Source organism: Ectopseudomonas composti (genome assembly GCF_001567565.1).
GTDB lineage: Bacteria > Pseudomonadota > Gammaproteobacteria > Pseudomonadales > Pseudomonadaceae > Aquipseudomonas > Aquipseudomonas composti_A.
Genome location: NZ_LSSW01000026.1, coordinates 33,674 through 55,046, shown reverse-complemented (window position 1 = coordinate 55,046; position 21,373 = coordinate 33,674). Strand labels below are relative to the sequence as shown.

Genomic DNA, 21,373 nt, shown 5'->3' with positions numbered 1-21,373 from the left:
GTAGCCACGTTGGCTCTGTCCGCGGGAGGCGCTTCAGCGGCCTTCGGCCCTATTCGAACGACTCGCCCGCGCTCATGACCAGCGGGCGGATCTTCTGCAGCTGGGTCTCCAGCGAGACCGTCATGCTCGACGACATCGAAAAGAAGGTGAGGAAGGCCTTGAGGTTGGAGTCGCCCTCGCAGGTGTCATGGATGCGCTGCCAGAAGGCCTGATTGACCAGCTTCAACTGCTGGAACAGGCGCACCAGCCCCTTCAACTCCCAATCGGCCAGACGCCCCTCACGCATGTTGAAGTACTGCCGCGCCAGGTACAGCGATACCGCGCGCAGGATGAACTCCTGGTTGCTGGCAAAAGGCAGATGGTTCTGCGCCATGGGTTTCAGACGCGCCAGCACCGGACAGGCACTGGTGGCCATGATCACCCCAAGCAGCGCACGCAGGCCTTCTTCCAGACCGACATGCTTGGTGTATTCGCGCTCGGGCGTGCGCACCCAGACACTGGCTTTCTTGAATGCTGGCAGGCCATGAAAGTCTTCGATCACCCGATGCAGGTCGACTGCCGCCGGACAATGGCTGAACTGCTCACGACTGAGCGGACAATTGCTGCATTGCTGATGCCCGAGCCGGGTCCAGGCCGGCGCCTGCTGCGCCTCTACGGGGTCATATTCGCGGTTCAGTTCGATCCGATAGCTGAACTGATGATTGTCGTCGAGAGTAATGCGGTACTCGATGGCCATTGCCCGTTCGTTCCTTCGTCAGCCTTCCAGTTCTGCCCAGCGCTCGAGCAACCTGTCCATTTCCTTCTGCAGGTCGTCGAGACGCGCCAATACTTCGGTGGTGATCTGCACCGGCTGTTGATAGAAGGCAGGATCAGAGACCTGCTCCTGCACAGCCGCCATTTCCTGCTCCAGAGCATCGATCTGCCCCGGAATCGCCTCCAGCTCGCGCTGTAGCTTGTAACTGAGTTTCTTCTTCGCCGGCTCGGCGCTCTCCTGCACCGGCGCCGTGGCGGCGGGAGTCGGTGTTTCGACGATGGCCGTGGCCAGCTCGGCCTTGCCCGACTTGCTTTCACCCACACCAAGCAGGCGCGGCGAACCACCCTGGCGCAGCCAGTCCTGGTAACCACCGACGTATTCGCGCACCTTGCCCTCACCCTCGAATACCAGGGTGCTGGTCACGACGTTATCGAGGAAGGCACGGTCGTGGCTGACCATCAGCACGGTGCCAGGGAAATTGAGCAGGACTTCTTCGAGCAGTTCCAGGGTTTCCACGTCCAGGTCGTTGGTCGGTTCATCGAGCACCAGCAGGTTGGCCGGTTTGCTGAACAACTTGGCGAGCAATAGTCGTGCCCGTTCACCCCCTGAGAGCGCCTTCACCGGGGTACGGGCGCGTTGTGGGCTGAACAGGAAGTCGCCCAGATAGCTCAGTACATGGCGGCTCTGGCCATCGATGGTGATGAAGTCACGACCTTCGGCTACGTTGTCGATCACCGTCTTTTCCGGTTCGAGCTGGTGACGCAATTGGTCGAAATACGCCACTTCCAGTTTGGTACCCACCTCGATCTTGCCGCTGCTCGGCTGCAGGTCACTGAGCAGCAGCTTGAGTAGCGTGGTCTTGCCGGTGCCGTTGGCGCCGAGCAGACCGATACGGTCACCGCGCTGCAGGACCATGGAAAAATCCTTGACCAGGAACGGGCCACCGCTGTGCGCGAAGCTGACATTCTCAGCCACCATCACCTGCTTGCCGGACTTGTCCGCCGTATCGAGCTGGATATTCGCCTTGCCCTGGCGCTCACGTCGCTCACTACGCTCCGCGCGCATCGCTTTGAGCGCACGCACGCGCCCCTCGTTACGGGTACGACGGGCCTTGATGCCCTGGCGAATCCACACTTCCTCCTGGGCCAGACGCTTGTCGAACAGCGCGTTGGCGGTTTCTTCGGCGGCGAGCTGCTGCTCCTTGTGTACCAGGAAGCTGGCGTAATCACCGTTCCAGTCGATCAGGCCGCCACGATCCAACTCGAGAATGCGCGTGGCCAGGTTCTGCAGGAAGGAACGGTCGTGGGTGATGAACAGCACGGCGCCGCCAAAATCCTTGAGCGCCTCTTCCAGCCAGGCGATGGCGCCAATGTCCAGGTGGTTGGTCGGCTCGTCGAGCAGCAGCAGATCGGGTTCGGAGACCAGCGCCTGGGCCAGCAGCACGCGACGGCGCCAGCCACCGGAAAGCTCGGCCAGGGTCTTGTCCGCCGGCAGCTGCAGGCGGCTCAGGGTGCTGTCGACCAGTTGCTGCAGACGCCAGCCATCTTTGGCTTCCAACTCCTGCTGCACGTGCATCAGTTGCTCGAGGTCGTCATCACCCTGGATGTTCTGCGCCAGGTGGTGATAGCGCGCCAGCAACTCACCAACGCCGGCCAGGCCTTCGGCGACCACATCGAACACCGTACGCTCGTCGGCTCGCGGCAACTCCTGTGGCAACTCGCCGATCTTCAGCCCAGGCGCACGCCAGATCTCGCCGTCATCGGGCATCTGGTCGCCCTTGACCAGGCGCAGCATGCTCGATTTGCCGGTGCCGTTGCGGCCGATGATGCACACCCGCTCACCTCGCGCGATCTGCCAGGACACCCCGTCGAGCAGGGGCATGGCGCCATAGGCGAGGGATACGTCGGCAAACTTGAGCAGGGTCATGGGCATCTCCAGAAACAGGCGGCGCATTCTACCCGAGTTGCCCGCCGGCCGTTGCCGTTTCCACCAAGATGCAAGACGCAATTCCCGCGCATCCGTCGGCGCCGGCTCCGCGCATTTTTGCTGTATGTGTCCATCCGGCCCGGCGGCATTCACCGCGCCCCCATGAAACGCTAAGCTAGGGGTATGCAACGACACGGACCGTGTTGCCCCATACCTCTGCTTCCCCCTGGAAATGCCATGCGCAGTCGCTTTTTCTCTGTAGTTTCCTGTCTGATTCTCACCGCCACTGGTGTCGCCAGTGTCGAAGCCGCCAGCCTCACCCAGCAGCGCCAGTACTACGATGAAGCCAAGCGCGCCCTGGCCAAGGGCGACAGCGGCCCCTATCGCCAGTACGCCAGCGCCCTGCGCGATTACCCGCTGACGCCCTACCTCACCTATGACGAGCTGACCAGTCGCCTCAAGTCGGCAAGCAATGCCGAGATCGAGAAATTCCTCGCCGAGCACGGCGACCTGCCCCAGGCCAACTGGATGAAACTGCGCTGGTTGCGCTGGCTGGCCGAACGTGGCGACTGGAAGCCCTTCCTCGATCATTACGACCCGGCGCTCAACTTCACCGAGCTGGACTGCCTGTACGGCCAGTACCAGATGAGCCACGGCCTGACCGCTGAAGGCAACGCCACCGCCGAGAAACTCTGGCTGGTGGGCAAGTCGCAGCCCAACGCTTGCGATCCGCTGTTCGAACGCTGGGCTGCCAATGGCCAGCTCACCGAGCAGCGACGCTGGCAGCGCACCAAGCTGGCGGTGGAAAGCGGCAACTACGGCCTGGCCAACTTCCTGATCAAAGGCATGCCGACACTCGGCGAGCGCGGCAAGCTGATGGTCGAAGTGGCGCAGAAGCCGCAACTGTTGAAGAACACCGCACGCTTCGCCCCAGCAGATGAGGCCATGAGCGACGTGGTCGGCCTCGGCCTGCGCCGCCTGGCCCGGCAAAATCCTGAAGATGCCCTGGACCTGCTCGAGGGCTATGCCCAGCGCATGAAGTTTTCCTCGGACGAACAGGTCGCCATCGCCCGCCAGATCGGACTGCGCCTGGCGCAACGCTTCGACCTGCGCGGCCTGCAGGTGATGAGCAAGTACGACCCACAGCTGCGCGACAACACCGTCAGCGAATGGCGTGCGCGCCTGTTGCTGCGCCACGGCCGCTGGGAAGAGGCGTATCAGCTGACCCAACGCATGCCATCCGACCTGGCCAGCAGCAACCGCTGGCGCTACTGGAATGCGCGCAGCCTGCAACTGGCGCAGCCCAACAGCCAGCAACCTGCGGTGCTGTTCCAGGCACTGGCCAAGGAGCGTGACTTCTATGGCTTCATGGCGGCAGATCAGGTCAAGGCACCTTACGCCCTGAACAACCAGCCGTTGGCACTCGACCCGAAGGTGGTGCAGAAAGTGCGCAACACCGCTGGCGTCAAGCGCGCCATGGAATTCCATGAACGCGGTCAGATCGTCGACGGTCGCCGCGAGTGGTATCACGTCAGTCGCCTGTTCAGCCGTGACGAGCTGGTGGCCCAGGCGCGCCTCGCCTACGAAATGGAGTGGTACTTCCCGGCCATCCGCACCATCAGCCAGGCCAAGTACTGGGACGACCTGGAAGTGCGCTTCCCCATGGCCCACCGCAGCGAACTGGTGCGCGAGGCCAAGCGCCGTGACCTGCACTCGAGCTGGGTATTCGCCATCACCCGCCAGGAAAGCGCCTTCATGGCCGACGCCCGCTCCCACGCAGGCGCCATGGGCCTGATGCAACTGATGCCCGGCACCGCCAGGGACACCGCACGCAAGTTCGGTATCCCCCTGGCATCGCCACAGCAGGCGCTCAACCCGGACACCAACATCCAGCTGGGCGCGGCTTACCTGAGCCAGGTGTACGGCCAGTTCAATGGCAACCGCGTGCTCGCCTCGGCGGCCTACAATGCCGGCCCTGGCCGAGTGCGCCAGTGGCTGCGCGGCGCCAATCACCTCAGTTATGACGTCTGGGTGGAGAACATCCCGTTCGACGAAACCCGCCAGTACGTGCAGAACGTATTGTCCTACTCGGTGATCTACGGCCAGAAACTCAACGCGCCGCACCCACTGGTAGCGTGGAACGAGCGTTTCTTCGACGATCAGTAAAGGAAAAAGCCCCGATCGGACCAGGGTCAGATCGGGGCTTGTCATTTCCTGCAGCGAGGCTCCAGGGCGCGTCATTTCAGTGGCGCATGGCGTTCGGTTCTTGCTACTCCAGCACTTCGACCGTCATCCCGACCTGCAGCTCACCGATGCCGCGTGGCAACAGGTTCTGACCGAAGTACACGTCGCCATCACGCTCGCGGTAGGTCTTGAGCGTGGCCAATGGCTCGCGCTGGGCATTGCGCTCGCCCGTCTGCGGGTCGATGGTGGTGAGAATGCAGCGCGAACACCCCTTGGCCACCTCGAACTCCACCTCACCGATGCGGATGCGCTTCCAGCTGTCTTCGGCATAGGCCTCGCTGCCGGTGACGACCAGATTGGGGCGGAAACGCAGCATGGAAAGTGGCTGCCCGACGCGCAGGGAAAGATCGTCCAGCGACGCCTGGCCAATCAGCAGCAGCGGAAAACCATCGGCAAAGGCCACGCAATCACCCGGCTGCGCATAGGCGGTATCGACCTGGCGCGTACGTCCCTCCGGCACTTGCACCAGACGGCAGGGCTTGCCGAGCAAATCGCTGAGCCAGGCCGCCGCTTCATCGCCAGCATCCGGCACGCGCAGGCTGTCACGCCAGACGATGACGCCGCGCAGGTCCTGTTCGGGATCAGGCAGCGCCACGGACAGATCGTCACGCCCAGGCGCACTCAGGGTCAGGCCGCCGCGCGCATCGTAAAGGGCGCTTAGCTGGCTCATCTGCGGTAGCAGGCGTTGGGTGATAAAGCGGCCATTGTCGGCGTCGACCAGCATCCAGCGCCGATCACCCTGCACACCGAGGCCGTCGACCGCGCTACGCTGCAACACTTCGCCGCGACCGGACTTGAGCGGATAACGGTACAGCCCCGAAAGACTCAGCATGGGTCAGACTCCTGTTGGCAAAACGCCGTTATACGAGCTGACGGCGCTGCTCACAAGCAGCAGGACTCGGGAAAATTTGCAGGTCAGCGAAGCTGGGTTATGGCACGACCAGCCATCAGCGCTCGGCGGGTCTCCCCGCACTGCGCCAACGCTAGCGGGGTTCGTCCAGCTCGAGACGTTGACGAACCACGTCGACGAGCTTGTCCGGCTGGAACTTGGAGAGGAAGTTGTCACAACCGACCTTCTTCACCATGGCCTCGTTGAAGCTGCCGGACAGCGAGGTGTGCAGCACGACGTAGAGGTCCTTGAGACGCGGATCGTTGCGAATTTCGCTGGTCAGGCGATAGCCGTCCATTTCCGGCATCTCGGCATCGGTGAAGATCATCAGCAGTTTGTCGGTCATCACTTCGCCGGTGTCAGCCCACTTCTTCAGTAGATTCAGGGCCTTCAGGCCGTCGCCCGCCATGTGCAGACGCATACCCAGCTGCGTGAGGGTATCGCGCAGTTGGCTCAGCGCTACGCTGGAATCGTCCACCAGCAACACTTCGCGACCGCGCGCCTTTTCCAGCAGCGGGTCGGCGAGCTTTTCTTCGGAAACCTTGGTACTCATCGGCACGATCTCGGCCAGCACCTTTTCCACGTCGATGACCTCGACGATCTGCTCGTCGACCTTGGTGATCGCGGTCAGGTAGTGCTGACGACCGGCGCCACCGGGCGGCGGCTGGATCGACTCCCAGTTGAGGTTGAGGATGCGATCGACGCTACCAACCAGAAACGCCTGCACGGAGCGGTTGTACTCGGTGACGATGATGGTACTGCGCTCATCCGGCACCAGTGGGCGCATGCCGATGGCCTGGGACAGATCGATCACCGGCAGGGTCTGGCCACGCAGGTTGACCACGCCACAGACGAAGCGATGACGCTGTGGCATCAGCGTCAGCTTGGGCATCTGCAGGACTTCCTGCACCTTGAACACGTTGATGGCGAACAACTGCCGACCGGCCAGGCGGAACATGAGAATTTCCAGGCGGTTCTCGCCGACCAGTTGCGTGCGTTGATCTACTGAATCGAGGATGCCAGCCATCATGCGCTCCGAGGTATATAAGTTGAGTCTAGTCTGCCATTGGGATATCGGCGGACTGCCGGCAGACTGAAGCCTTGCTGGCTCGCAGCCATCATGCCTCAGCCCCAGACGCCTGACCAGCGAGCAGCGGCGAATGCCCAGGCAGATGCAGACGTAAAGCGCCAGGTTGTGCGCTGAAACGCAAGCCTTTGCTTTCCATCGGCTCACCGTCGAGGTTCAGGTCCAGCCCTTCCTGCGCTTCCACCTCCAGCCAGGGCAGTCGTGCATTGATCGCGACGCTCTGCAATCCATGCATACCGCCCGAGAGCAGCGTGCCCAGGGTGCTCACCACATCTTGCGCTGCGGGCACGATGCTGACATCCAGCAATCCATCATTGATGGTCGCATTCGGGCAGAGTAGATGCCCGCCTCCAGCCTGGCGACCGTTACCGATGCCCAAGGCCAGAAACTCTCCCTGCCACTCGAAGTCCGGCCCGTGAAAACGACCGGTCGCCGCGCGCACTTCGGAGAAGCGACTGAGCCCGGTGAGCAGATAGGCGGCGCCACCGAGGACTCTCTTAAGCTCTTCCGGGGTGTTGGCGGTTACGTTGGAGCCAAAACCGCCCGTGGCCATATTGAGGAAGGCACGTTCACCGGCCATGCCCACGTCCACGGCCACGGGTTCGACCTCCAGCAGCGCCAATGCGGCAGCAGGTGTTAGCGGAATGCCGGCGGCATGAGCAAAGTCATTGGCAGTGCCCAATGGCAGCAGCACCAGACTGGCATCGCTCTGCGCCTTGACCAAGGCCTCGACCACATCACGCAGGGTGCCATCGCCGCCGCCGGAGATCAGCGTCGGGTAACCGGCCGCCAGCCCCTCCGCGACCAGACGCTCGGCGTCGCCGCCTTCCCAAGTCAGGCGCACGGCCAGATCCCAGCCGCGCTCACGCAGGCCCTCGACCGCAGCCCTCACCTCTTCGTTCAGCGCCTGCTTGCCATGCAGGATCAACCAGGCTTTGCGTTCGCGCATTGCGCTCCTCCTTGAAGGAATCTGCGAAAGCCTAATACCTGGCTCTCGCGAATTTTAATCAAATTAATAGATGTTAATGCTGCATATATTGCGCTTTTAAATCTACTCATCGAAACAGATGATACCGCCATCGACGCTGCGCGGGACTGACCTCGCGCACGACTGGAGAATTGACCATGATCGATGTACGTCCGTTCGAACAACTCGGTGGTGCTCACCACGGCTGGCTCAACGCCCGCCACCACTTTTCCTTCGCCGAATACCATGACCCCGAGCGGATGAACTGGGGCCGCCTGCGCGTCTGGAACGACGACGAGATCGCGCCGCATTCAGGCTTCCCGCCGCACCCGCACCGCGACATGGAGATCATCACCTACGTTCGCGAAGGTGCCATCAGCCATGAGGACAACCTCGGCAACAAGGGCCGTACCGAGGCCGGCGACGTACAGGTGATGAGCGCCGGTACTGGTATCGCCCACAGCGAGTACAACCTGGAGGATGAAACCACCAAGATCTTCCAGATCTGGATTCAGCCGAACCAAGCCGGGCTGCCGCCCTCCTGGGGCGCCAAGCCGTTCCCCAAAGGCGACCGCTCGGGAGCCTTCGTCACGTTGGCCAGCGGATACGAGGAAGATGTCGACGCCCTGCGTATCCGCACCGATGCGCGCCTGGTGGCCGCCACGATCAGGGCCGGAGAAAGTGCCGAATACGCACTGCAACCGGGGCGCAAGGCCTATCTGGTCGGTGCTACCGGTACCTTCAGCGTCAACGGCGTGGCTGCCAAGGCACGTGACGGCGTGGCTGTTGCGGATGTCGAGGTGATCCGCGTCGAAGCACAGGAAGATAGCGAGATCGTGCTGGTGGATGCCGCCTGATGCACAAACCATCGCCCTCCATTTCGGAGGGCGACTGGTTTCTGTGGAAAGTAGCCCGGATGAAATCCGGGGCCGCTCAACTTTCCCGGATTTCATCCGGGCTACGGGTAGAGCTCTACGCCGGGTAGCCGGTGATCTTGCGAATGCGCTGGTACAGCGGTTTGAGCTGGCGGTACATGCGCTGATAGACCTGTCCGTAAAGCTGCTCGTAGGTGCGCTGCGCGGCCGGGTTGGGCTGAAACACCTGGCCGACGCGCGTCATGGCAGCGATGGCCGCCGGATAATCGGCGTGCAGCCCCAAACCCACCGCGCAGTTGATCGCCGCGCCCAAGCCACTGGTCTCGTACAGATGCGGGCGTTCGGCCGGCAAGCCGAAGATGTCAGCCGTCAACTGCATTGCCGCATCGCTCTGCGAACCACCACCGGACACGCGCAGGCGTTCGATGCGGGTGCCGGAGCGCTTCTCGATGCGCTCCTTGCCCTGACGCAGGGCATAGGCCAGCCCCTCGAGGATGGCGCGATAGATATGCGCACGGGTGTGCACATCGCCGAAACCGATGATCGAGCCCTTGGCCTCCAGCCCCGGCTCGCGGATGCCCGGTGTCCAGTAAGGTTGCAGCATGAGGCCCATGGAGCCGGGCGGCACGGCGTTGACCAGCTCATCGAACAACTCCTCGGGTGGCACACCCAGGGCCTCGGCGCGCTGCATCTCGCGCAGGCCAAACTCGCGCTTGAACCAGCTGACCATCCAGAAGCCGCGGTAGATCATCACCTCGGTATTGAAGTGATCCGGCAGCGCTGCCGGATAGGGCGGAATCAGCGGGATCGTCTCCAGATAACGGCTGCGCGTGGTGTTGATGGTGGCCGTGGTGCCGTACGAGAGGCACGCGGTGTCGGGCTCTAGCACACCGGACCCCATGACTTCGCAGGCTTTGTCGGCGCCGGCGGCGATCAGCGGCAGGCCCTCGGGAATACCGGTGTGACGACTGGCGAAGGCGGTGATCTGGCCCAGTCGCTCGCCCGGCTTGAACAGCTCGGGCAGTTGCTCACGGCGCACCTTCAGCGCCTGCCACTTCCAGTCGCCGGGCGCAGCCCAACGCAGGCGCTTGTAATCGAACGGCAGGTAGGCCACGCAGCTGCTGGTCGAATCGACGAAGCGGCCGCACAGGCGATGAGTGAGAAAACCCGAGAGCAACAGCACCTTGTGCGCATGTGCAGCGATGTCCGGCTGCTGCTGGGCGACCCAGTTGACCTCGGCCTGCCCCCGAAAATGATCGACCGCCTCCTCGGCGCGTACCAGCTTGAACAGCCAGCCCCACAGCCCCTTTATACGCCCGCCCACCTCAGCACGACGCTGATCGAGCCAGAGGATCGCCGGGCGCAGCGGCGCGCCCTGCTGATCGACATGAATGATGCTGCCACGCTGGGTGGTCAGCGCGACGCCCCGGATCAGGCTGCGGTCGATATCCACCTGCTGCCACAGCAGGCGGCAGGCCTCGCCGAGACTGGCCCAGTAGTACTCGGGATCCTGCTCGGCCCAGCCCGGCTGGCTGGAGAAATAGGGATCGAGCTCGACCTTGCCCTTGGCGAGCAGATTGCCGTGGGTATCGAACAGCAGCGCACGCACGCTCTGGGTGCCATTGTCGATGCTCAGCAGATAGCTTGGTTCGCTCAAGGTGTGGTCCTTCATGTCATGCATTTGGCCATGCGTAGCCCGGATGAAATCCGGGAACTGCCTGTTGGTTCAGTCCCGGATGTCATCCGGGCTACAGCAAGTCTGGATCGGCGAGCGGGTTGCCGGGGCGGACGTCCTACGGAAAGTCGGCAGCGCCATCATGCAGTCTCCGGAAGGCTGTAACAGCGTTGCCACAAGGTGAGGTAATCCGCCTCTTCCTGCTGCCAGCGCGCATCGTTCCAACCCAGTCGTGGCTGGCACAGGGCGCGGATACGCGGCAGTTCGGCGCGGGCGCCTTCAGCCAACAGCAGGCCCAGGCGCGTGCGCCGCAGCAGCAGATCGTCCAGATGCAGCACCAGCTCACCTTCGGCAGCCCAGGCCAGTTCGGCCCACAGGGTGTCGGTACCCGCGACGCAATCGCTGCCAATCTCCTCGATCAGGCGCAGCACCTCCGACAGCTGACGGCCGTGGCGCCCAGCCAGGCGGCGTTGCTGCGCCGGGCTCAAGGTCGGCATCGGTGTCGGCATATTCGCAGCGAAAACCGCGCCGCCCTGATCGTCCACCGCTTTGCCGACGAATCCGGCACAGGCACGCAGCACCTCCAGCGCCAGCAGGCGGAAGGTGGTGAGCTTGCCGCCAGCGAGAGCCACGCTGCCCGGCTCGATCCACAGCGCATGCTCGCGCTTCTCGTCGGAGGGTTTCAGTGCGCCGCCACCATCGCTCACCACAGGGCGCACGCCCGCCCAGGTCGACAGAACGTCGGCGCGACTCACCTGCGCAGTGGGAAATTGCTGGGCACAAGCGGCCAACAGGTAATCGACCTCCTCGGCGCTGATGGCGGCTTCATGATCGAGCTCGTCAGCATGATCCAGATCGGTGGTGCCGATCACCGTCGCGCCTTCCCAGGGGAAGACGAACACCGGTCGCCCATCTCTTTCGTGCATGAAGCTGAAGGCATGCGCCACTGGCAGGCGCCAGCTCGGCAGCAACAGGTGGCTGCCGCGCAGCGGACGGATGCGACCATTGCCGGACTGGCGCAGGCGATCGGCCCAGGCACCGGTGGCTTGCGCCACGGCGCGGCTGCGCAGGCGGTACTGAATGCCCGTTTCCACATCCTCGGCCAGTACGCCGACCACCTGCCCGGCTTCACGCAACAACTCGACCACGCGCATGCCATTGACCGCCTCGCCGCCTTCGGCGCGCGCCTCGCCCAGCACGCGCTGCACCAGACGCGCGTCGTCGGTCACCGCATCGAAGAACCGTGTGCCGCCAAGCAGGCCGTCCTCGCGAATACCCGGCGCCAGGTAACGCAGTTGCTGCAATGGGTAGAACAGATGATTGCGCTTACCGGCAAGGGCGTCGTACAGGCTGAGCAGGCCGCCAAAAACTTTCGGCCCGGGAAAGCCCCCGCGGTAGTGCGGCATGAAAAAGCTCAGTGGCTCCACCAGCCCCGGCGCCTCACCGAGCAAGCGCTGGCGCTCGCGCACCGAGTCGCGGGTCAGCCCCAGCTGCCCCTTGGCAACGTAACGCAGGCCGCCGTGCACCATCTTCGACGAGCGACTGGAGGTGCCCCAGGCGAAGTCGCGCTGCTCCAGCAACAGGCAACGCCAGCCCCGCCGCGCTGCCTCACGCAGGATGCCGGCGCCGCAGATACCGCCGCCGATCACCAGCAGATCCCAATCGCGCGCAGCCAGTTCAGGCAGTGCGCGCGTGCGCCAGGTGGCGTTCCAGGATTCCATGCTCAGTCCTGCAGCAATACGCCAGGCGCCAGGCGCTGGTCGGGGTCGAAATGCGTGGCCAGGCTGCGCAGCGTGGCCATGCCCAGCTCGCCCTTCTCCGCCACCAGGTAGGGCGCGTGGTCGCGGCCGACGCCGTGCTGGTGGCTGATGGTGCCGCGATTCTCGGCGATGGTGCGGCTGGCCGCCGCCTTGAGCCGTTGCCAGCGCGCCATGGCCTCGGCGTAGTCGCTGCCGGGGCGGAACACGTAGGTGGTGTAGATGCTCGAACCTTCGCCGTAGACGTGCGACAGGTGGGTGAACACGTGCACCCGCTCGCCATCACCGGCCAGCTCGTTACGCAGGCTGGCCTCGACCTTGTTCAGCAGGTTGTCGACGTTGGACCAGTCGGTAGCGGTTTCCAGGGTGTCCACCAGGTAGCCGCGCTCCCACAAGCCATGACGCAGGTAAGGGAAACGGAAGCGGTTGTGCTCCCACTTCTTGCCCAGCAGGGTACCGGTAAATACACCGCCAAAACCTTTCAGCAGGCGCCGCGCCTGTTTCAGCGAGGCGGCGTTCTGCACCCGGCTGCCGGTAACGCCGAAGGTCAGCATGCACTTGCCGTCACGGGCGCCGCGCAGGGCCAGGTATTTTTCCAACAGGGCGATCTGTTGCGGGTGACCAGCCAGCGCCAGCTGGGTGCGGGTTTCGATGGCGTTGGACAGGCGCAGCATCGACAGCGGCACGCGCGCCTGGGCCAGGCTGCGAATAGCGCTCAGCGCCTGCTGCCAGTCAGGCAGGAACACAGCGTAGAAGCGCTCCTGCTCGGCCAGACGACTGATGCGCACGCGCACCTCGGAGATCACCCCGAAGCGTCCTTCCGAGCCCATCACCAGCTCGCGCAGGTCGGGCCCGGCGGCCGACGCCGGGAAGGTTGGAATCTCCAGGGTACCGGCGAAGGTTTCCAGCTTGCCGCCGGCGAACAATTGCTCGATCCGCCCGTAGCGCAGCGACTGCTGGCCGCTGGAGCGACTGGCGACCCAGCCACCGAGGGTCGACAGCTCCCAGGACTGCGGAAAATGCCCCAGGGTGTAGCCACGGGCGCGCAGCTGGCTTTCCACCTGCGGGCCATTGGCGCCGGGGCCGAAGGTGGCGATCAGGCTGTCCTCGTCGATCTCCAGCAGGCGCGTCATGCGCTCCAGCGACAGGGTCAACACCGGGCGCTGGCCGGCCTGCGGGTTGATATGGCCGGCCACCGAAGTGCCGCCGCCGTAGGGAATCAGGGTCACGTCGTGCTGCTGCGCCCAGGCCAGCAGGTCACGAATCTGCGCGGCGCTTTCCGGGCAGGCGACGCCATCGGGAAACAGGCCGAAGTCACCGGAGCGCATCGCCAGCCAATCCGGCAGGCTCTGACCACGGGCGTGGCGCACGCGCACCTCGGCATCAACGCTGATCAGCGGATGCGGTGCCAGGCGCGAGGCCGGCACCCGCGCCAGTACGTCCTGCAGGCTGGCATCGGCCAGACGCTGGCCAGGCCCGACCAGTTCAGCGAGAAAAGCCTCGCCATGGGCCGGCAGTTCCACTTCGGTTGCCTCGTCACCCCATCCGTTCCAGCGTCGCATCGCATCCCCCATTCCGATCAGCACTTATGGCTGCCTATACTAGCCAGCCGCCGATTTCCGTCACTGTCGAATCGGGACAGGCGCTATCGCCAATCAAGACAGGCACCCCAGAACAAGAAGAATCCATGGAAAACCTCGGCTATACCTCGGTTCCCGCCCTGCTCAAGTACCTGCGTCACGCCGAACAGCTCGGCCTGGACATCGACCGCGCTCTGGCCGCCGCCGGTATTGGCGCGCAGGACCTGGCCGACAATGGCAAGCGCATGCCCAGCGAGGTGCATGAGCGCCTGCTGGCGCATCTGATCGAGGTGTCCGGCGACTCGCTATTCGGCCTGCATGCTGCGCGTTTCGTCCAGCCCGGCTCGTGGAGCGTGCTCGGCTACATCGCCATGAACTGCGCCACCCTGGGCGAAGCCATGGGCCGCATCGTGCCGTACGAAAAACTGGTAGGCGACATGGGCACCAGCCGTATCGAGGCGGCCGAAGATCATGTGCGGCTGATCTGGAGCTGCCGTCATCAGGCGCCGCAGGTGCGCCGTCATATGGTGGAGAACGTGCTCGCCTCCTGGCTGCTGTACGCGCGCTGGATCGCTGACTCCGAACATTCGCCGCGCGAGGTCTGGTTCGAACACGCGCAACCGGCGACCACCGAGCTGACCGAGTACCAACAGCTGTTCGGCTGCCCGGTGTTGTTCGAGCAGCCCTGCAACGCCCTGCTGGTGCCGCTGGACTACCTCGGCGTGCCGCTGCGCCAGGCTGATGCCAACCTGCTGCGCACGCTGGAAGAACATGCCCTGACCCTGATGGCCGGGCTGGACGACGACGAGCCGTTGCCACGCCGGGTGAAGAACGCCCTGCGCCTGCTGCTCAAGGACGGCCTGCCGCGCAAGGAACGGGTAGCGGAGAAGTTCGACATGACCGTGCGCACCCTGCAACGTCACCTGCAGCAGGCCGGCACCAGCTACCAGCAGATACTCGATGAGCTGCGCCAGGAACTGGCCGAGCACTACCTGCTGCGCAGCGATCTGGCGATTCAGGACATCGCCTGCTACCTGGGCTTCACCGAATCACGCTCGTTCCACCGCAGCTTCAAGAGCTGGACCGGACAGACGCCGGGCGAGTTTCGCGAAAGCCGGCGTCGGGATAATCCGCTGGGCTAGATCACCTCACGGCGCGGCCTGAAACGCCGCGCCAGCCAGTAATCGATGCTCAACCAGCGCCCGGCTCCGCTGAAAAACAGCACAACCAGCATCACCAGATAGGTCGCGGCGAATTCGATGCCGTTGTTCAGCACGACGAACTTGCCGCTGCCGGTCAGCCAGTCGTAGTTGCCGTGCTCACGCAGGATGCTCCGCGCCCGCTCGAGCTTATCCGCTGCAGCCAGCACTCGCTCGTTGGCAAAGGGAGCCGATGGGTCGGCAATTGCCTGCCAGCCATAGGGCCAATGCACGGTGACGATGGCCACCAGCATGGTGACGATCAAGGGAATGCTGATCCAGCGAACAGCCAAGCCGAACAGCAGCAGGATGGCGCCACCGGCCTCGGTCAGCGCCGCCGCCCAGGCCAGCAATTCGGGAAACGGCAGGCCAAGGCCCCAGTCCGGGTTGCCGAACCAGGCGGCGGTGGCCTCGATATCCGACAGCTTCTGCATGCCGGCCATCCAGAACACCGGCACCAGATACAGGCGCAGTAGCAAAGGGCCAAAGAAATCCAGGCGGCGGGAAGCGTCCAGCGCATCCTGCAAGCGATTGAGCAAAGCGATCATGACGGTCAGTCCTCGGGATGCGGAAACCAGATATCGCGCGCCTGCCAGTCATCCAGCAGCGCGCGGGCGTTGTCGAAATAGCCGCGATCAGCGGCCAGGCCGTGAGCCGCAGCCAGCTCGAGCTGCGCCCGCACTGGCGACTCGCCGGTCTGCAGGCGTAGCGCCAGCTGGTAGGCGAAAGGCGCCAGTTGCATGAAGCGCACCTGATCCTGGCGGTCGCGCCAGACCAGCAGACAGGTCGGCTCAGTCGGAGGCTGCGCGGGGCAGTGATCGGCACCGATCATCTGCACCGGCCAGCGATAAGCCAGCGGCCAGGCCAGTGGCGACCAGCCGCGCTCGGGCAACTGCGCGTCACTGACATCCAGCGCCAGCTCGACCCACTCGTAGTGCGCCAGCTCCAGCATGAACGGCGGATCCTGCGGCTCAGCACGATAGCCCTGCTGCAGCCAGGCGATGAACTCTTGGCTGATTTCCAGGAAATAGGGGGTGGCTGCACGGTGCTCGGCAAGAAAACTGCGCAGCAGACTCTGCCAACGCTCAGCGCCCAGCACAGCGCGCAGCACCGGGAAGGCACCACTCACCAGGCTGGCGACGTTGTTGAAGAACAGCTCCTCGTAGATCGCCATGCGCTCGCGGGTGATGCCCGGCAATAGCGGCTGTGCCTCGGGTTGGCGGATACGTGCGGCGAAATCGCGCTGCTGCTGGATACTGCTCATGTGCCGTACCTGCTCAGCGGTTGCGTGGCCTGTTGCAGGCTGCGGATATGCGCCAACTCGGCATACAGCTCGGCCAGTGGCGGGAAATTGAAGTCTCGCTCCAGCAGGGTCGGGCGTACGCCATGCCGTGCGTAAGCGCTACTCAGCAGTGCCCACACCGGGTCGATCACCGGCGCACCGTGGGTGTCGATCTTCAGATCCGCCGCCTGATCGTAATGACCGGCGACGTGCAAATAGGCGATGCGCTCACTGGGCATCGCGGCAATATAGGCATCGGCATCGAAGCCGAAGTTGAGGCTGTTGACGTAGACGTTGTTGACGTCCAGCAACAGCTGGCAGTCGGCTCGCTCCAGCACCGCGCGGACGAAATCCACCTCGTCCAGTTCGCCTGGCAGGCGCGCGTAGGCCGAGACGTTCTCGATGATCAGCGGCCGCTCCAGCACGTCCTGAACGATGCGCACGCGCTCGGCGATGCGCACTACCGACTCTTCGCAGAACGGCAGCGGCATCAGGTCATACAGCTGACCCTCGTCGGCACAGGCGGACAGATGCTCGCTGTAGGCCAGCACACCATGCGCGTCGAGAAAGCCCTTGATGGCGTGTAGCAACTCCAGATTCAGCGGCGCGAAGCCGCCAAGGTTGAGGGACAGACCATGGCACAACAGTGGCCGACGTTCGCTCAGGGCACGCAATTGCTTGCCCAGCCGACCGCCGACACCGATCCAGTTCTCCGGCGCCACTTCGAGAAAATCCGCGCCGCTGGCGTCATCACCGATCAGCTCGGCGAGTAGCCCGCGACGTAAGCCGAGGCCGGCGCCGGTGAGGTGTGCGAGTTGCATGATCCGTCCTCCCCTGCGCCCTTACTCGCTCTTCTCGCCGCCGCACTTGCCTTCGCCGCATTTACCCTCGGCATCAGCCTTCTTCTCGGCGCCACATTTGCCCTCGCCACATTTGCCTTCCTTGTCGGCCTTCATCTCGCCGCCGCATTTGCCTTCGCCACAGGAACCTTCCTGCGCTTTCTCGGCGGCGGCCAGGCTGTAACCGCTGGCCAGTTCCTGCGCGGCAAACGGATTGCCTGCGGCATGGGCGGTGAAGGCCACGGAAGTCAGCAGTGCGGCGCCCAGGGTAGCGGTCAGGGTATTGAGTTGTTTCATGGCATCTCTCCATCGGTTTCGAATGCGGCGCCGGATTGGCGTCCTCGCAGCAATTGACGAGGCAGAGATGCGGGCGTTACAGCGAGGCTGAAATTTTTCGTAGCCCGGATGAAATCCGGGGAGCTTTGCCCGCTACCCGTCGCGGCTACGACCGCATGGATGCAGGAGGTAGAGCGAAGCAGGTTGCCAGAGCCGAAAGCCCCTTCCACAGATACAGAAACATCCACCGCAGCGTGGGAGGCGCTTCAGCGGCGAGGCTTTCGATAGCCAGTAGCCCGAACGGCCAGCGCAAACGGTGGATAAGAAAAGCGTCATCCACCCTACGCGCTGCAGCTCGGTGTTGAGCGTTGATTTCGACACGGTCCTCACGTGCCTTGCACCTTTCCAGTGCCTTTGTGTATACCTATCCAGTAACAATGAAAGCGTGAAATGTGGAAGTCACACGAGTACACGTTAGTGCACGCCTTGCCTTCTAAACCATTGAAATATTTAAATTTCTCTGATTTTTAGCCCTGCCATTTTTCGGAGCTATACCGCCTTCCCTGCTATTGTATTAGTACGGAGGACTATCTAATCACTGTTATGTGTAAGTAGAGATCATGGCATATACCAAATGTACCAGGTGTGGAGAGGAGTTCCATTTGAGAATCACCTCAAATGATGCATTCCAAGAGCTGAAGCTTAAAGAACAGAGAAATGAAGCGTTATGCTTAGGGTGTTTTAAAAGCATAAAAGTGCATGACGTTATAAAAGTAATTTCTGAAAATTCAGAAGTGCCTGAAGCAGAAGTCGGTGATTTAGGTGCGGTTGTAATAGTTCATAACAATGGTGAGACCTTTGAAGTAGAGTGCGCTCAAGAAAATGGGCATACAAAATGGCTAGGCACTTTCATAAAAGAGCAAATAAAATGGGTTCAATCGCCTACCAGCTAAAACACATAATAAGTCGCAGCACGTTTGGCCCTTTGGGCCTGGACCTCACTACGCTCGGCCCGTGTGCGAGGCGTTAGGCATTCATAATGGAAAAATCACCATTCCGGGAAGTGTGGATCGAGATCCCAGACGGCCAGTCCATGTGCGCACTTATCAACGATGAGTGGGGATGGCTGATGTACCTAAGGTATAACGGGGACACGGGCTTTAGCTCACGCAACATTAATTACCAAGGGGCGGCAGAATCAACTATTGAATATCGGCTCAATAATGGCCAGCATGACGAACACCCCGCATCGTGGGCCTACCCTATTGATGTAATTGAGCACGCTCTGCATTTTTTCCAAACGCAGCAAACGCCACCTGCGTTTATTCATTGGCACAATGACTCGGAAGACGGCGTTGAATTGTAATACAAAAAAAGCTAACACCCAGCTATAACTATATAGCCTAACAAGTTCAAATCGCTCGCCTCGCTCACTCGGAACGGCCCAACGCCCCTTAACCAAACTTCAGAAACCAAAGATGGACAGGCGTCAGTCCTTAAAACACAAAGAATGACAGTGACAGTCAACGTAGAAGATGGTGAGTCCATTGAGGTTGCATTGCGCAAGCTCAAGAAGAAGGTAAAGCATGAGACAGATCGGCGCTGGTACAAGCGAAGATTTGGATATTACGAGAAGCCATCCATATTGAAGCGCAAGGCAAAAAAGATGAAAGCGCTTTCAATACAGTCCGGTGGTAGTTTGTGGTTGAAGATTGGCCTTAAGGAACAATTCGCTAAAAGCGGTAACTTAGCTGCGGGACGCTAGCAAGTAGTCCGGACAGCCGCCACAAACGGTGGATGAAAAAGCGTCGGCTACGCGCCCCGATCCACCCTACGCCGTGCTCACCTGGGTGGGCGACGCCATATCTTTGAACAAAACACGACACCCTGGAATAAACATCAGAAAACCAGCAAAGCCCGCGGATCACGGTTTATTCCTGATTACGCCGGTCCTGTGCCAGGCGCTCGGCCAGGGCGTCGAGCTCAGGCAATTCGCCCTCGGGCATTTGCCGGATCACCGCCTGGGTCAGTTTCATCTGGCGGATGAAGCGCCGGCAGTTGCCGCACATGGCCAGGTGGGCGCGCACGGCCAAGCGCTGGCGCAGCGTCAGTTGGCCGTCGAGATATTCGCTGGAGTGAGCGACCAGTTCCTTGCAGGTCAGCATTGGCCTGTCTCCTCGAAATGTTCCAGAGTGGCGAAGACTTTCAGGCGTGCCCGGTGCAGCAGCACACGGGCATTGGAGAGGGAGATGTCGAGAAGATTACAGATCGCTTCCAATTCCAGGCCCTGACGCTCGCGCAGCACCAGCACGCTGCTCTGCAATTCGGAGAGGCTGGCCAGCGTATGCTCCAGGCACTCGCGCAATTCGCCCTCGGTCAGCAGGGCTTCGGGGCTGTCCTGATGCCAGGCATGCGGCGCCAGTAACCAGTGACCGTCGCCAGAGAAACGCTCGTCCCCCACCGTGCCATGTGGCGCCGGCAGGTCGTCGAGCAGCACCTCGCGGCGGTTGTGCTTGAGACGGGTCTTGGCGGTGTTGGCGGTGATGGTCAGCAGCCAGGTCTTGAGACTGGAGCGCTCCTGAAAGCCGCTGAGGCTACGCACCACCGCGAGCCAGGCATCCTGCACCACTTCGTCGGCGTGGCGGCTGCCGACGATGGCATAGGCCACCGCGCGCATGGCGCCCTGATAGCGCGCGACCAGCTCGCGATAGGCCTTCTGCTCACCCCCGAGCAGGCGAACCAACAGTTCGGAATCGGACATAGAACTCCCGTCAATGAAGCCTGCGCGCACGCGTGAATCTCGCACGCGTCAGGCAATCCTGTAGCAAGCTGTTGAAAAACTGTCTGCCTTGCCTGCCTCACCTGGGTTTTTCAACGGCCCGCTAGAGAGTTCAACGCTTGCGCAAAATTACACTGCCAATCGAATAACCGGCACCAAAGGAGCTTAGAACACCCAGGCTGCCGGCTGGCAGGTCGTCCTGGTTCTTGTGCAGGGCGATGACCGAGCCGGCCGAACTGGTGTTGGCATAGGTATCGAGGATCACCGGCGCCTCGTGCGGTTCGGCGTCGCGGCCGAGCAGCTTGCGGGCGATCAGCAGGTTCATGTTGAGGTTGGCCTGGTGCAGCCAGAAGCGCTTGACGTCGCTGACGTTGAGCTGGTTTTCCGCCAGGTGTGCGGCGATCAACTCGGCGACCATCGGGCAGACGTCCTTGAACACCTTGCGGCCCTCCTGGACGAACAGCTTGTCGCGAGCACCCACGCCCTCTTCAGCCGCGCGGTTGAGGAAGCCGAAGTTGTTGCGGATGTTGTTGGAGAACTGGGTCAGCAGCTTGGTGCCGACCACGTCGAACTGGTGCTTGGAGGTGGCCAGGTCGGCACGCTCGATGATCACCGCGGTGGCGGCGTCGCCGAAGATGAAGTGGCTGTCGCGGTCACGGAAGTTGAGGTGACCGGTGCAGATTTCCGGGTTGACCATGAGGATGGCGCGAGCCTGGCCAGTCTGGATCGCGGTGGTCGCGGCCTGGATGCCGAAGGTGGCCGAGGAACAGGCCACGTTCATGTCGTAGCCCCAGCCTTCGATACCCAGTGCAGCCTGGACTTCGATGGCTACCGCCGGATAGGCGCGCTGCAGATTCGAGCAGGCGACGATCACCCCGTCGATATCGGCGACCGTCTTGCCGGCGCGCTCAAGGGCTTGCTTGGCGGCGCCGACGGCCATTTCGCAGAGGATGCCCCACTCTTCGTTGGAACGCTCAGGGATACGCGGCAGCATGCGCTGCGGATCGAGGATGCCGGCCTTGTCGATGACGAAGCGGCTCTTGATGCCGGAGGCCTTCTCGATGAAACCACTGCTGGATTCGCTCAGCGCCTCGACTTCACCACGGGCGATGGCCTCGGCATTATCGGCGTTGAACTGCTGCACGTAGGCATTGAAGGATGCCACCAGCTCGTCGTTGGAAATGCTGTTGGCCGGGGTGTAGAGGCCGGTACCACTGATCACGACGTTATGCACGGTCATTCCT

21 protein-coding genes are annotated in these 21,373 nt (G+C 62.6%); 6 read left to right on the top strand and 15 right to left on the bottom strand.

The annotated features are described in order from the left end of the window. Positions 1-49: 49 nt before the first annotated feature. Both PCLY_RS14200 and PCLY_RS14195 read right to left on the bottom strand, forming a co-directional pair. Positions 50-736 (bottom strand): DUF6901 family protein, encoded by a 687-nt coding sequence (locus tag PCLY_RS14200; RefSeq protein WP_061240302.1) that lies wholly within the window; start codon positions 734-736, stop codon positions 50-52. 18 nt (positions 737-754) lie between these two features. Then, positions 755-2,680 carry an ATP-binding cassette domain-containing protein gene (locus tag PCLY_RS14195; protein WP_061240406.1) on the bottom strand — a complete coding sequence of 642 codons (1,926 nt, stop codon included), beginning with the start codon at positions 2,678-2,680 and terminating at the stop codon, positions 755-757. Positions 2,681-2,917: 237 nt separating this feature from the next. On the opposite strand from PCLY_RS14195, the gene PCLY_RS14190 reads away from it, so the two are divergent. Then, complete coding sequence (locus PCLY_RS14190; RefSeq protein ID WP_061240301.1) at positions 2,918-4,846, top strand: transglycosylase SLT domain-containing protein; 1,929 nt, start codon at positions 2,918-2,920, stop codon at positions 4,844-4,846. 103 nt (positions 4,847-4,949) lie between these two features. Here PCLY_RS14190 and PCLY_RS14185 read toward each other — a convergent pair whose 3' ends face one another. From PCLY_RS14185 to yegS, 3 genes are all read right to left on the bottom strand, one after another. After that, positions 4,950-5,756, bottom strand: a complete 807-nt coding sequence (locus PCLY_RS14185) for an MOSC domain-containing protein (RefSeq protein WP_061240300.1) — start codon at positions 5,754-5,756, stop codon at positions 4,950-4,952. Positions 5,757-5,907: 151 nt separating this feature from the next. After that, positions 5,908-6,840 carry a chemotaxis protein CheV gene (locus tag PCLY_RS14180; protein WP_013714761.1) on the bottom strand — a complete coding sequence of 311 codons (933 nt, stop codon included), beginning with the start codon at positions 6,838-6,840 and terminating at the stop codon, positions 5,908-5,910. Positions 6,841-6,931: 91 nt separating this feature from the next. Beyond that, positions 6,932-7,849 carry a lipid kinase YegS gene (gene yegS, locus PCLY_RS14175; protein ID WP_061240299.1) on the bottom strand — a complete coding sequence of 306 codons (918 nt, stop codon included), beginning with the start codon at positions 7,847-7,849 and terminating at the stop codon, positions 6,932-6,934. 176 nt (positions 7,850-8,025) lie between these two features. Here yegS and PCLY_RS14170 point away from each other — a divergent pair, with 176 nt between their 5' ends. Beyond that, on the top strand, positions 8,026-8,724 hold the full coding sequence (locus tag PCLY_RS14170; RefSeq protein ID WP_061240298.1) for a pirin family protein: 699 nt from the start codon (positions 8,026-8,028) through the stop codon (positions 8,722-8,724). A gap of 115 nt (positions 8,725-8,839) precedes the next feature. Here the strand turns inward: PCLY_RS14170 and PCLY_RS14165 are convergent, their stop codons facing one another. The 3 genes from PCLY_RS14165 to PCLY_RS14155 form a co-directional block, all read right to left on the bottom strand. Beyond that, positions 8,840-10,414 carry an FGGY-family carbohydrate kinase gene (locus PCLY_RS14165; protein WP_394326853.1) on the bottom strand — a complete coding sequence of 525 codons (1,575 nt, stop codon included), beginning with the start codon at positions 10,412-10,414 and terminating at the stop codon, positions 8,840-8,842. 143 nt (positions 10,415-10,557) lie between these two features. Then, positions 10,558-12,138, bottom strand: a complete 1,581-nt coding sequence (locus PCLY_RS14160) for a glycerol-3-phosphate dehydrogenase/oxidase (RefSeq protein ID WP_061240297.1) — start codon at positions 12,136-12,138, stop codon at positions 10,558-10,560. Positions 12,139-12,140: 2 nt separating this feature from the next. Continuing rightward, on the bottom strand, positions 12,141-13,736 hold the full coding sequence (locus PCLY_RS14155) for an FAD-binding oxidoreductase (RefSeq protein WP_061240296.1): 1,596 nt from the start codon (positions 13,734-13,736) through the stop codon (positions 12,141-12,143). Between the two features lie 125 nt (positions 13,737-13,861). Here PCLY_RS14155 and gliR point away from each other — a divergent pair, with 125 nt between their 5' ends. Further along, positions 13,862-14,896 (top strand): AraC family transcriptional regulator GliR, encoded by a 1,035-nt coding sequence (gliR, locus tag PCLY_RS14150; RefSeq protein WP_061240295.1) that lies wholly within the window; start codon positions 13,862-13,864, stop codon positions 14,894-14,896. Here gliR and PCLY_RS14145 read toward each other — a convergent pair. The 4 genes from PCLY_RS14145 to PCLY_RS14130 are packed head-to-tail and all read right to left on the bottom strand — an operon-like array spanning position 14,893 to position 17,371. Next, positions 14,893-15,501: an HvfX family Cu-binding RiPP maturation protein gene (locus PCLY_RS14145; protein ID WP_061240294.1), complete on the bottom strand. Its 609-nt coding sequence runs from the start codon at positions 15,499-15,501 to the stop codon at positions 14,893-14,895. The genes gliR and PCLY_RS14145 overlap by 4 nt on opposite strands. Positions 15,502-15,506: 5 nt before the next feature. After that, positions 15,507-16,217, bottom strand: a complete 711-nt coding sequence (locus tag PCLY_RS14140; RefSeq protein WP_061240293.1) for an HvfC family RiPP maturation protein — start codon at positions 16,215-16,217, stop codon at positions 15,507-15,509. Further along, positions 16,214-17,056: an HvfB family MNIO-type RiPP peptide maturase gene (locus tag PCLY_RS14135; protein ID WP_061240292.1), complete on the bottom strand. Its 843-nt coding sequence runs from the start codon at positions 17,054-17,056 to the stop codon at positions 16,214-16,216. The genes PCLY_RS14140 and PCLY_RS14135 overlap by 4 nt, the downstream gene beginning before the upstream one ends. Positions 17,057-17,077: 21 nt before the next feature. Then, on the bottom strand, positions 17,078-17,371 hold the full coding sequence (locus PCLY_RS14130) for an HvfA family oxazolone/thioamide-modified RiPP metallophore (RefSeq protein ID WP_061240291.1): 294 nt from the start codon (positions 17,369-17,371) through the stop codon (positions 17,078-17,080). A gap of 641 nt (positions 17,372-18,012) precedes the next feature. Here PCLY_RS14130 and PCLY_RS24865 point away from each other — a divergent pair. The 3 genes from PCLY_RS24865 (at position 18,013) to rpsU (ending at position 19,115) form a co-directional block, all read left to right on the top strand. Further along, a complete protein-coding gene (locus PCLY_RS24865; protein WP_197432187.1) occupies positions 18,013-18,303 on the top strand; it encodes a hypothetical protein in 291 nt (96 codons plus the stop codon). A gap of 86 nt (positions 18,304-18,389) precedes the next feature. Further along, positions 18,390-18,716, top strand: a complete 327-nt coding sequence (locus PCLY_RS14125) for an Imm1 family immunity protein (protein WP_061240290.1) — start codon at positions 18,390-18,392, stop codon at positions 18,714-18,716. Positions 18,717-18,866: 150 nt separating this feature from the next. Next, positions 18,867-19,115: a 30S ribosomal protein S21 gene (gene rpsU / locus PCLY_RS14120; RefSeq protein ID WP_231740164.1), complete on the top strand. Its 249-nt coding sequence runs from the start codon at positions 18,867-18,869 to the stop codon at positions 19,113-19,115. A 166-nt stretch (positions 19,116-19,281) separates the two neighbouring features. Here the strand turns inward: rpsU and PCLY_RS14115 are convergent, their stop codons facing one another. From PCLY_RS14115 to PCLY_RS14105, 3 genes are all read right to left on the bottom strand, one after another. Beyond that, entirely contained in the window at positions 19,282-19,515 is a 234-nt protein-coding gene (locus tag PCLY_RS14115; RefSeq protein ID WP_061240288.1) for an anti-sigma factor family protein, read from the bottom strand. Further along, entirely contained in the window at positions 19,509-20,111 is a 603-nt protein-coding gene (locus PCLY_RS14110) for an RNA polymerase sigma factor (protein ID WP_061240287.1), read from the bottom strand. Before PCLY_RS14110 ends, PCLY_RS14115 begins: the two co-directional genes overlap by 7 nt. A 130-nt stretch (positions 20,112-20,241) precedes the next feature. Next, complete coding sequence (locus PCLY_RS14105; protein ID WP_061240404.1) at positions 20,242-21,363, bottom strand: beta-ketoacyl-ACP synthase III; 1,122 nt, start codon at positions 21,361-21,363, stop codon at positions 20,242-20,244. Positions 21,364-21,373 lie beyond the last annotated feature (10 nt).

Excerpts from the sequence above, each read along its gene's own strand:
- PCLY_RS14115 (WP_061240288.1), bottom strand. The coding sequence starts at position 19,515 with ATGCTGACCTGCAAGGAACTGGTCGCTCACTCCAGCGAATATCTCGAC.
- PCLY_RS14110 (WP_061240287.1), bottom strand. The coding sequence starts at position 20,111 with ATGTCCGATTCCGAACTGTTGGTTCGCCTGCTCGGGGGTGAGCAGAAG.
- PCLY_RS14185 (WP_061240300.1), bottom strand. The coding sequence starts at position 5,756 with ATGCTGAGTCTTTCGGGGCTGTACCGTTATCCGCTCAAGTCCGGTCGC.
- PCLY_RS14135 (WP_061240292.1), bottom strand. The coding sequence starts at position 17,056 with ATGCAACTCGCACACCTCACCGGCGCCGGCCTCGGCTTACGTCGCGGG.
- PCLY_RS14160 (WP_061240297.1), bottom strand. The coding sequence starts at position 12,138 with ATGGAATCCTGGAACGCCACCTGGCGCACGCGCGCACTGCCTGAACTG.
- PCLY_RS14170 (WP_061240298.1), top strand. The coding sequence starts at position 8,026 with ATGATCGATGTACGTCCGTTCGAACAACTCGGTGGTGCTCACCACGGC.
- PCLY_RS14180 (WP_013714761.1), bottom strand. The coding sequence starts at position 6,840 with ATGGCTGGCATCCTCGATTCAGTAGATCAACGCACGCAACTGGTCGGC.
- gliR (WP_061240295.1), top strand. The coding sequence starts at position 13,862 with ATGGAAAACCTCGGCTATACCTCGGTTCCCGCCCTGCTCAAGTACCTG.
- yegS (WP_061240299.1), bottom strand. The coding sequence starts at position 7,849 with ATGCGCGAACGCAAAGCCTGGTTGATCCTGCATGGCAAGCAGGCGCTG.
- PCLY_RS14190 (WP_061240301.1), top strand. The coding sequence starts at position 2,918 with ATGCGCAGTCGCTTTTTCTCTGTAGTTTCCTGTCTGATTCTCACCGCC.
- PCLY_RS14145 (WP_061240294.1), bottom strand. The coding sequence starts at position 15,501 with ATGATCGCTTTGCTCAATCGCTTGCAGGATGCGCTGGACGCTTCCCGC.
- PCLY_RS14125 (WP_061240290.1), top strand. The coding sequence starts at position 18,390 with ATGGAAAAATCACCATTCCGGGAAGTGTGGATCGAGATCCCAGACGGC.
- PCLY_RS14140 (WP_061240293.1), bottom strand. The coding sequence starts at position 16,217 with ATGAGCAGTATCCAGCAGCAGCGCGATTTCGCCGCACGTATCCGCCAA.
- PCLY_RS14165 (WP_394326853.1), bottom strand. The coding sequence starts at position 10,414 with ATGAAGGACCACACCTTGAGCGAACCAAGCTATCTGCTGAGCATCGAC.
- PCLY_RS14155 (WP_061240296.1), bottom strand. The coding sequence starts at position 13,736 with ATGCGACGCTGGAACGGATGGGGTGACGAGGCAACCGAAGTGGAACTG.
- PCLY_RS14200 (WP_061240302.1), bottom strand. The coding sequence starts at position 736 with ATGGCCATCGAGTACCGCATTACTCTCGACGACAATCATCAGTTCAGC.
- PCLY_RS14130 (WP_061240291.1), bottom strand. The coding sequence starts at position 17,371 with ATGAAACAACTCAATACCCTGACCGCTACCCTGGGCGCCGCACTGCTG.
- PCLY_RS14195 (WP_061240406.1), bottom strand. The coding sequence starts at position 2,680 with ATGACCCTGCTCAAGTTTGCCGACGTATCCCTCGCCTATGGCGCCATG.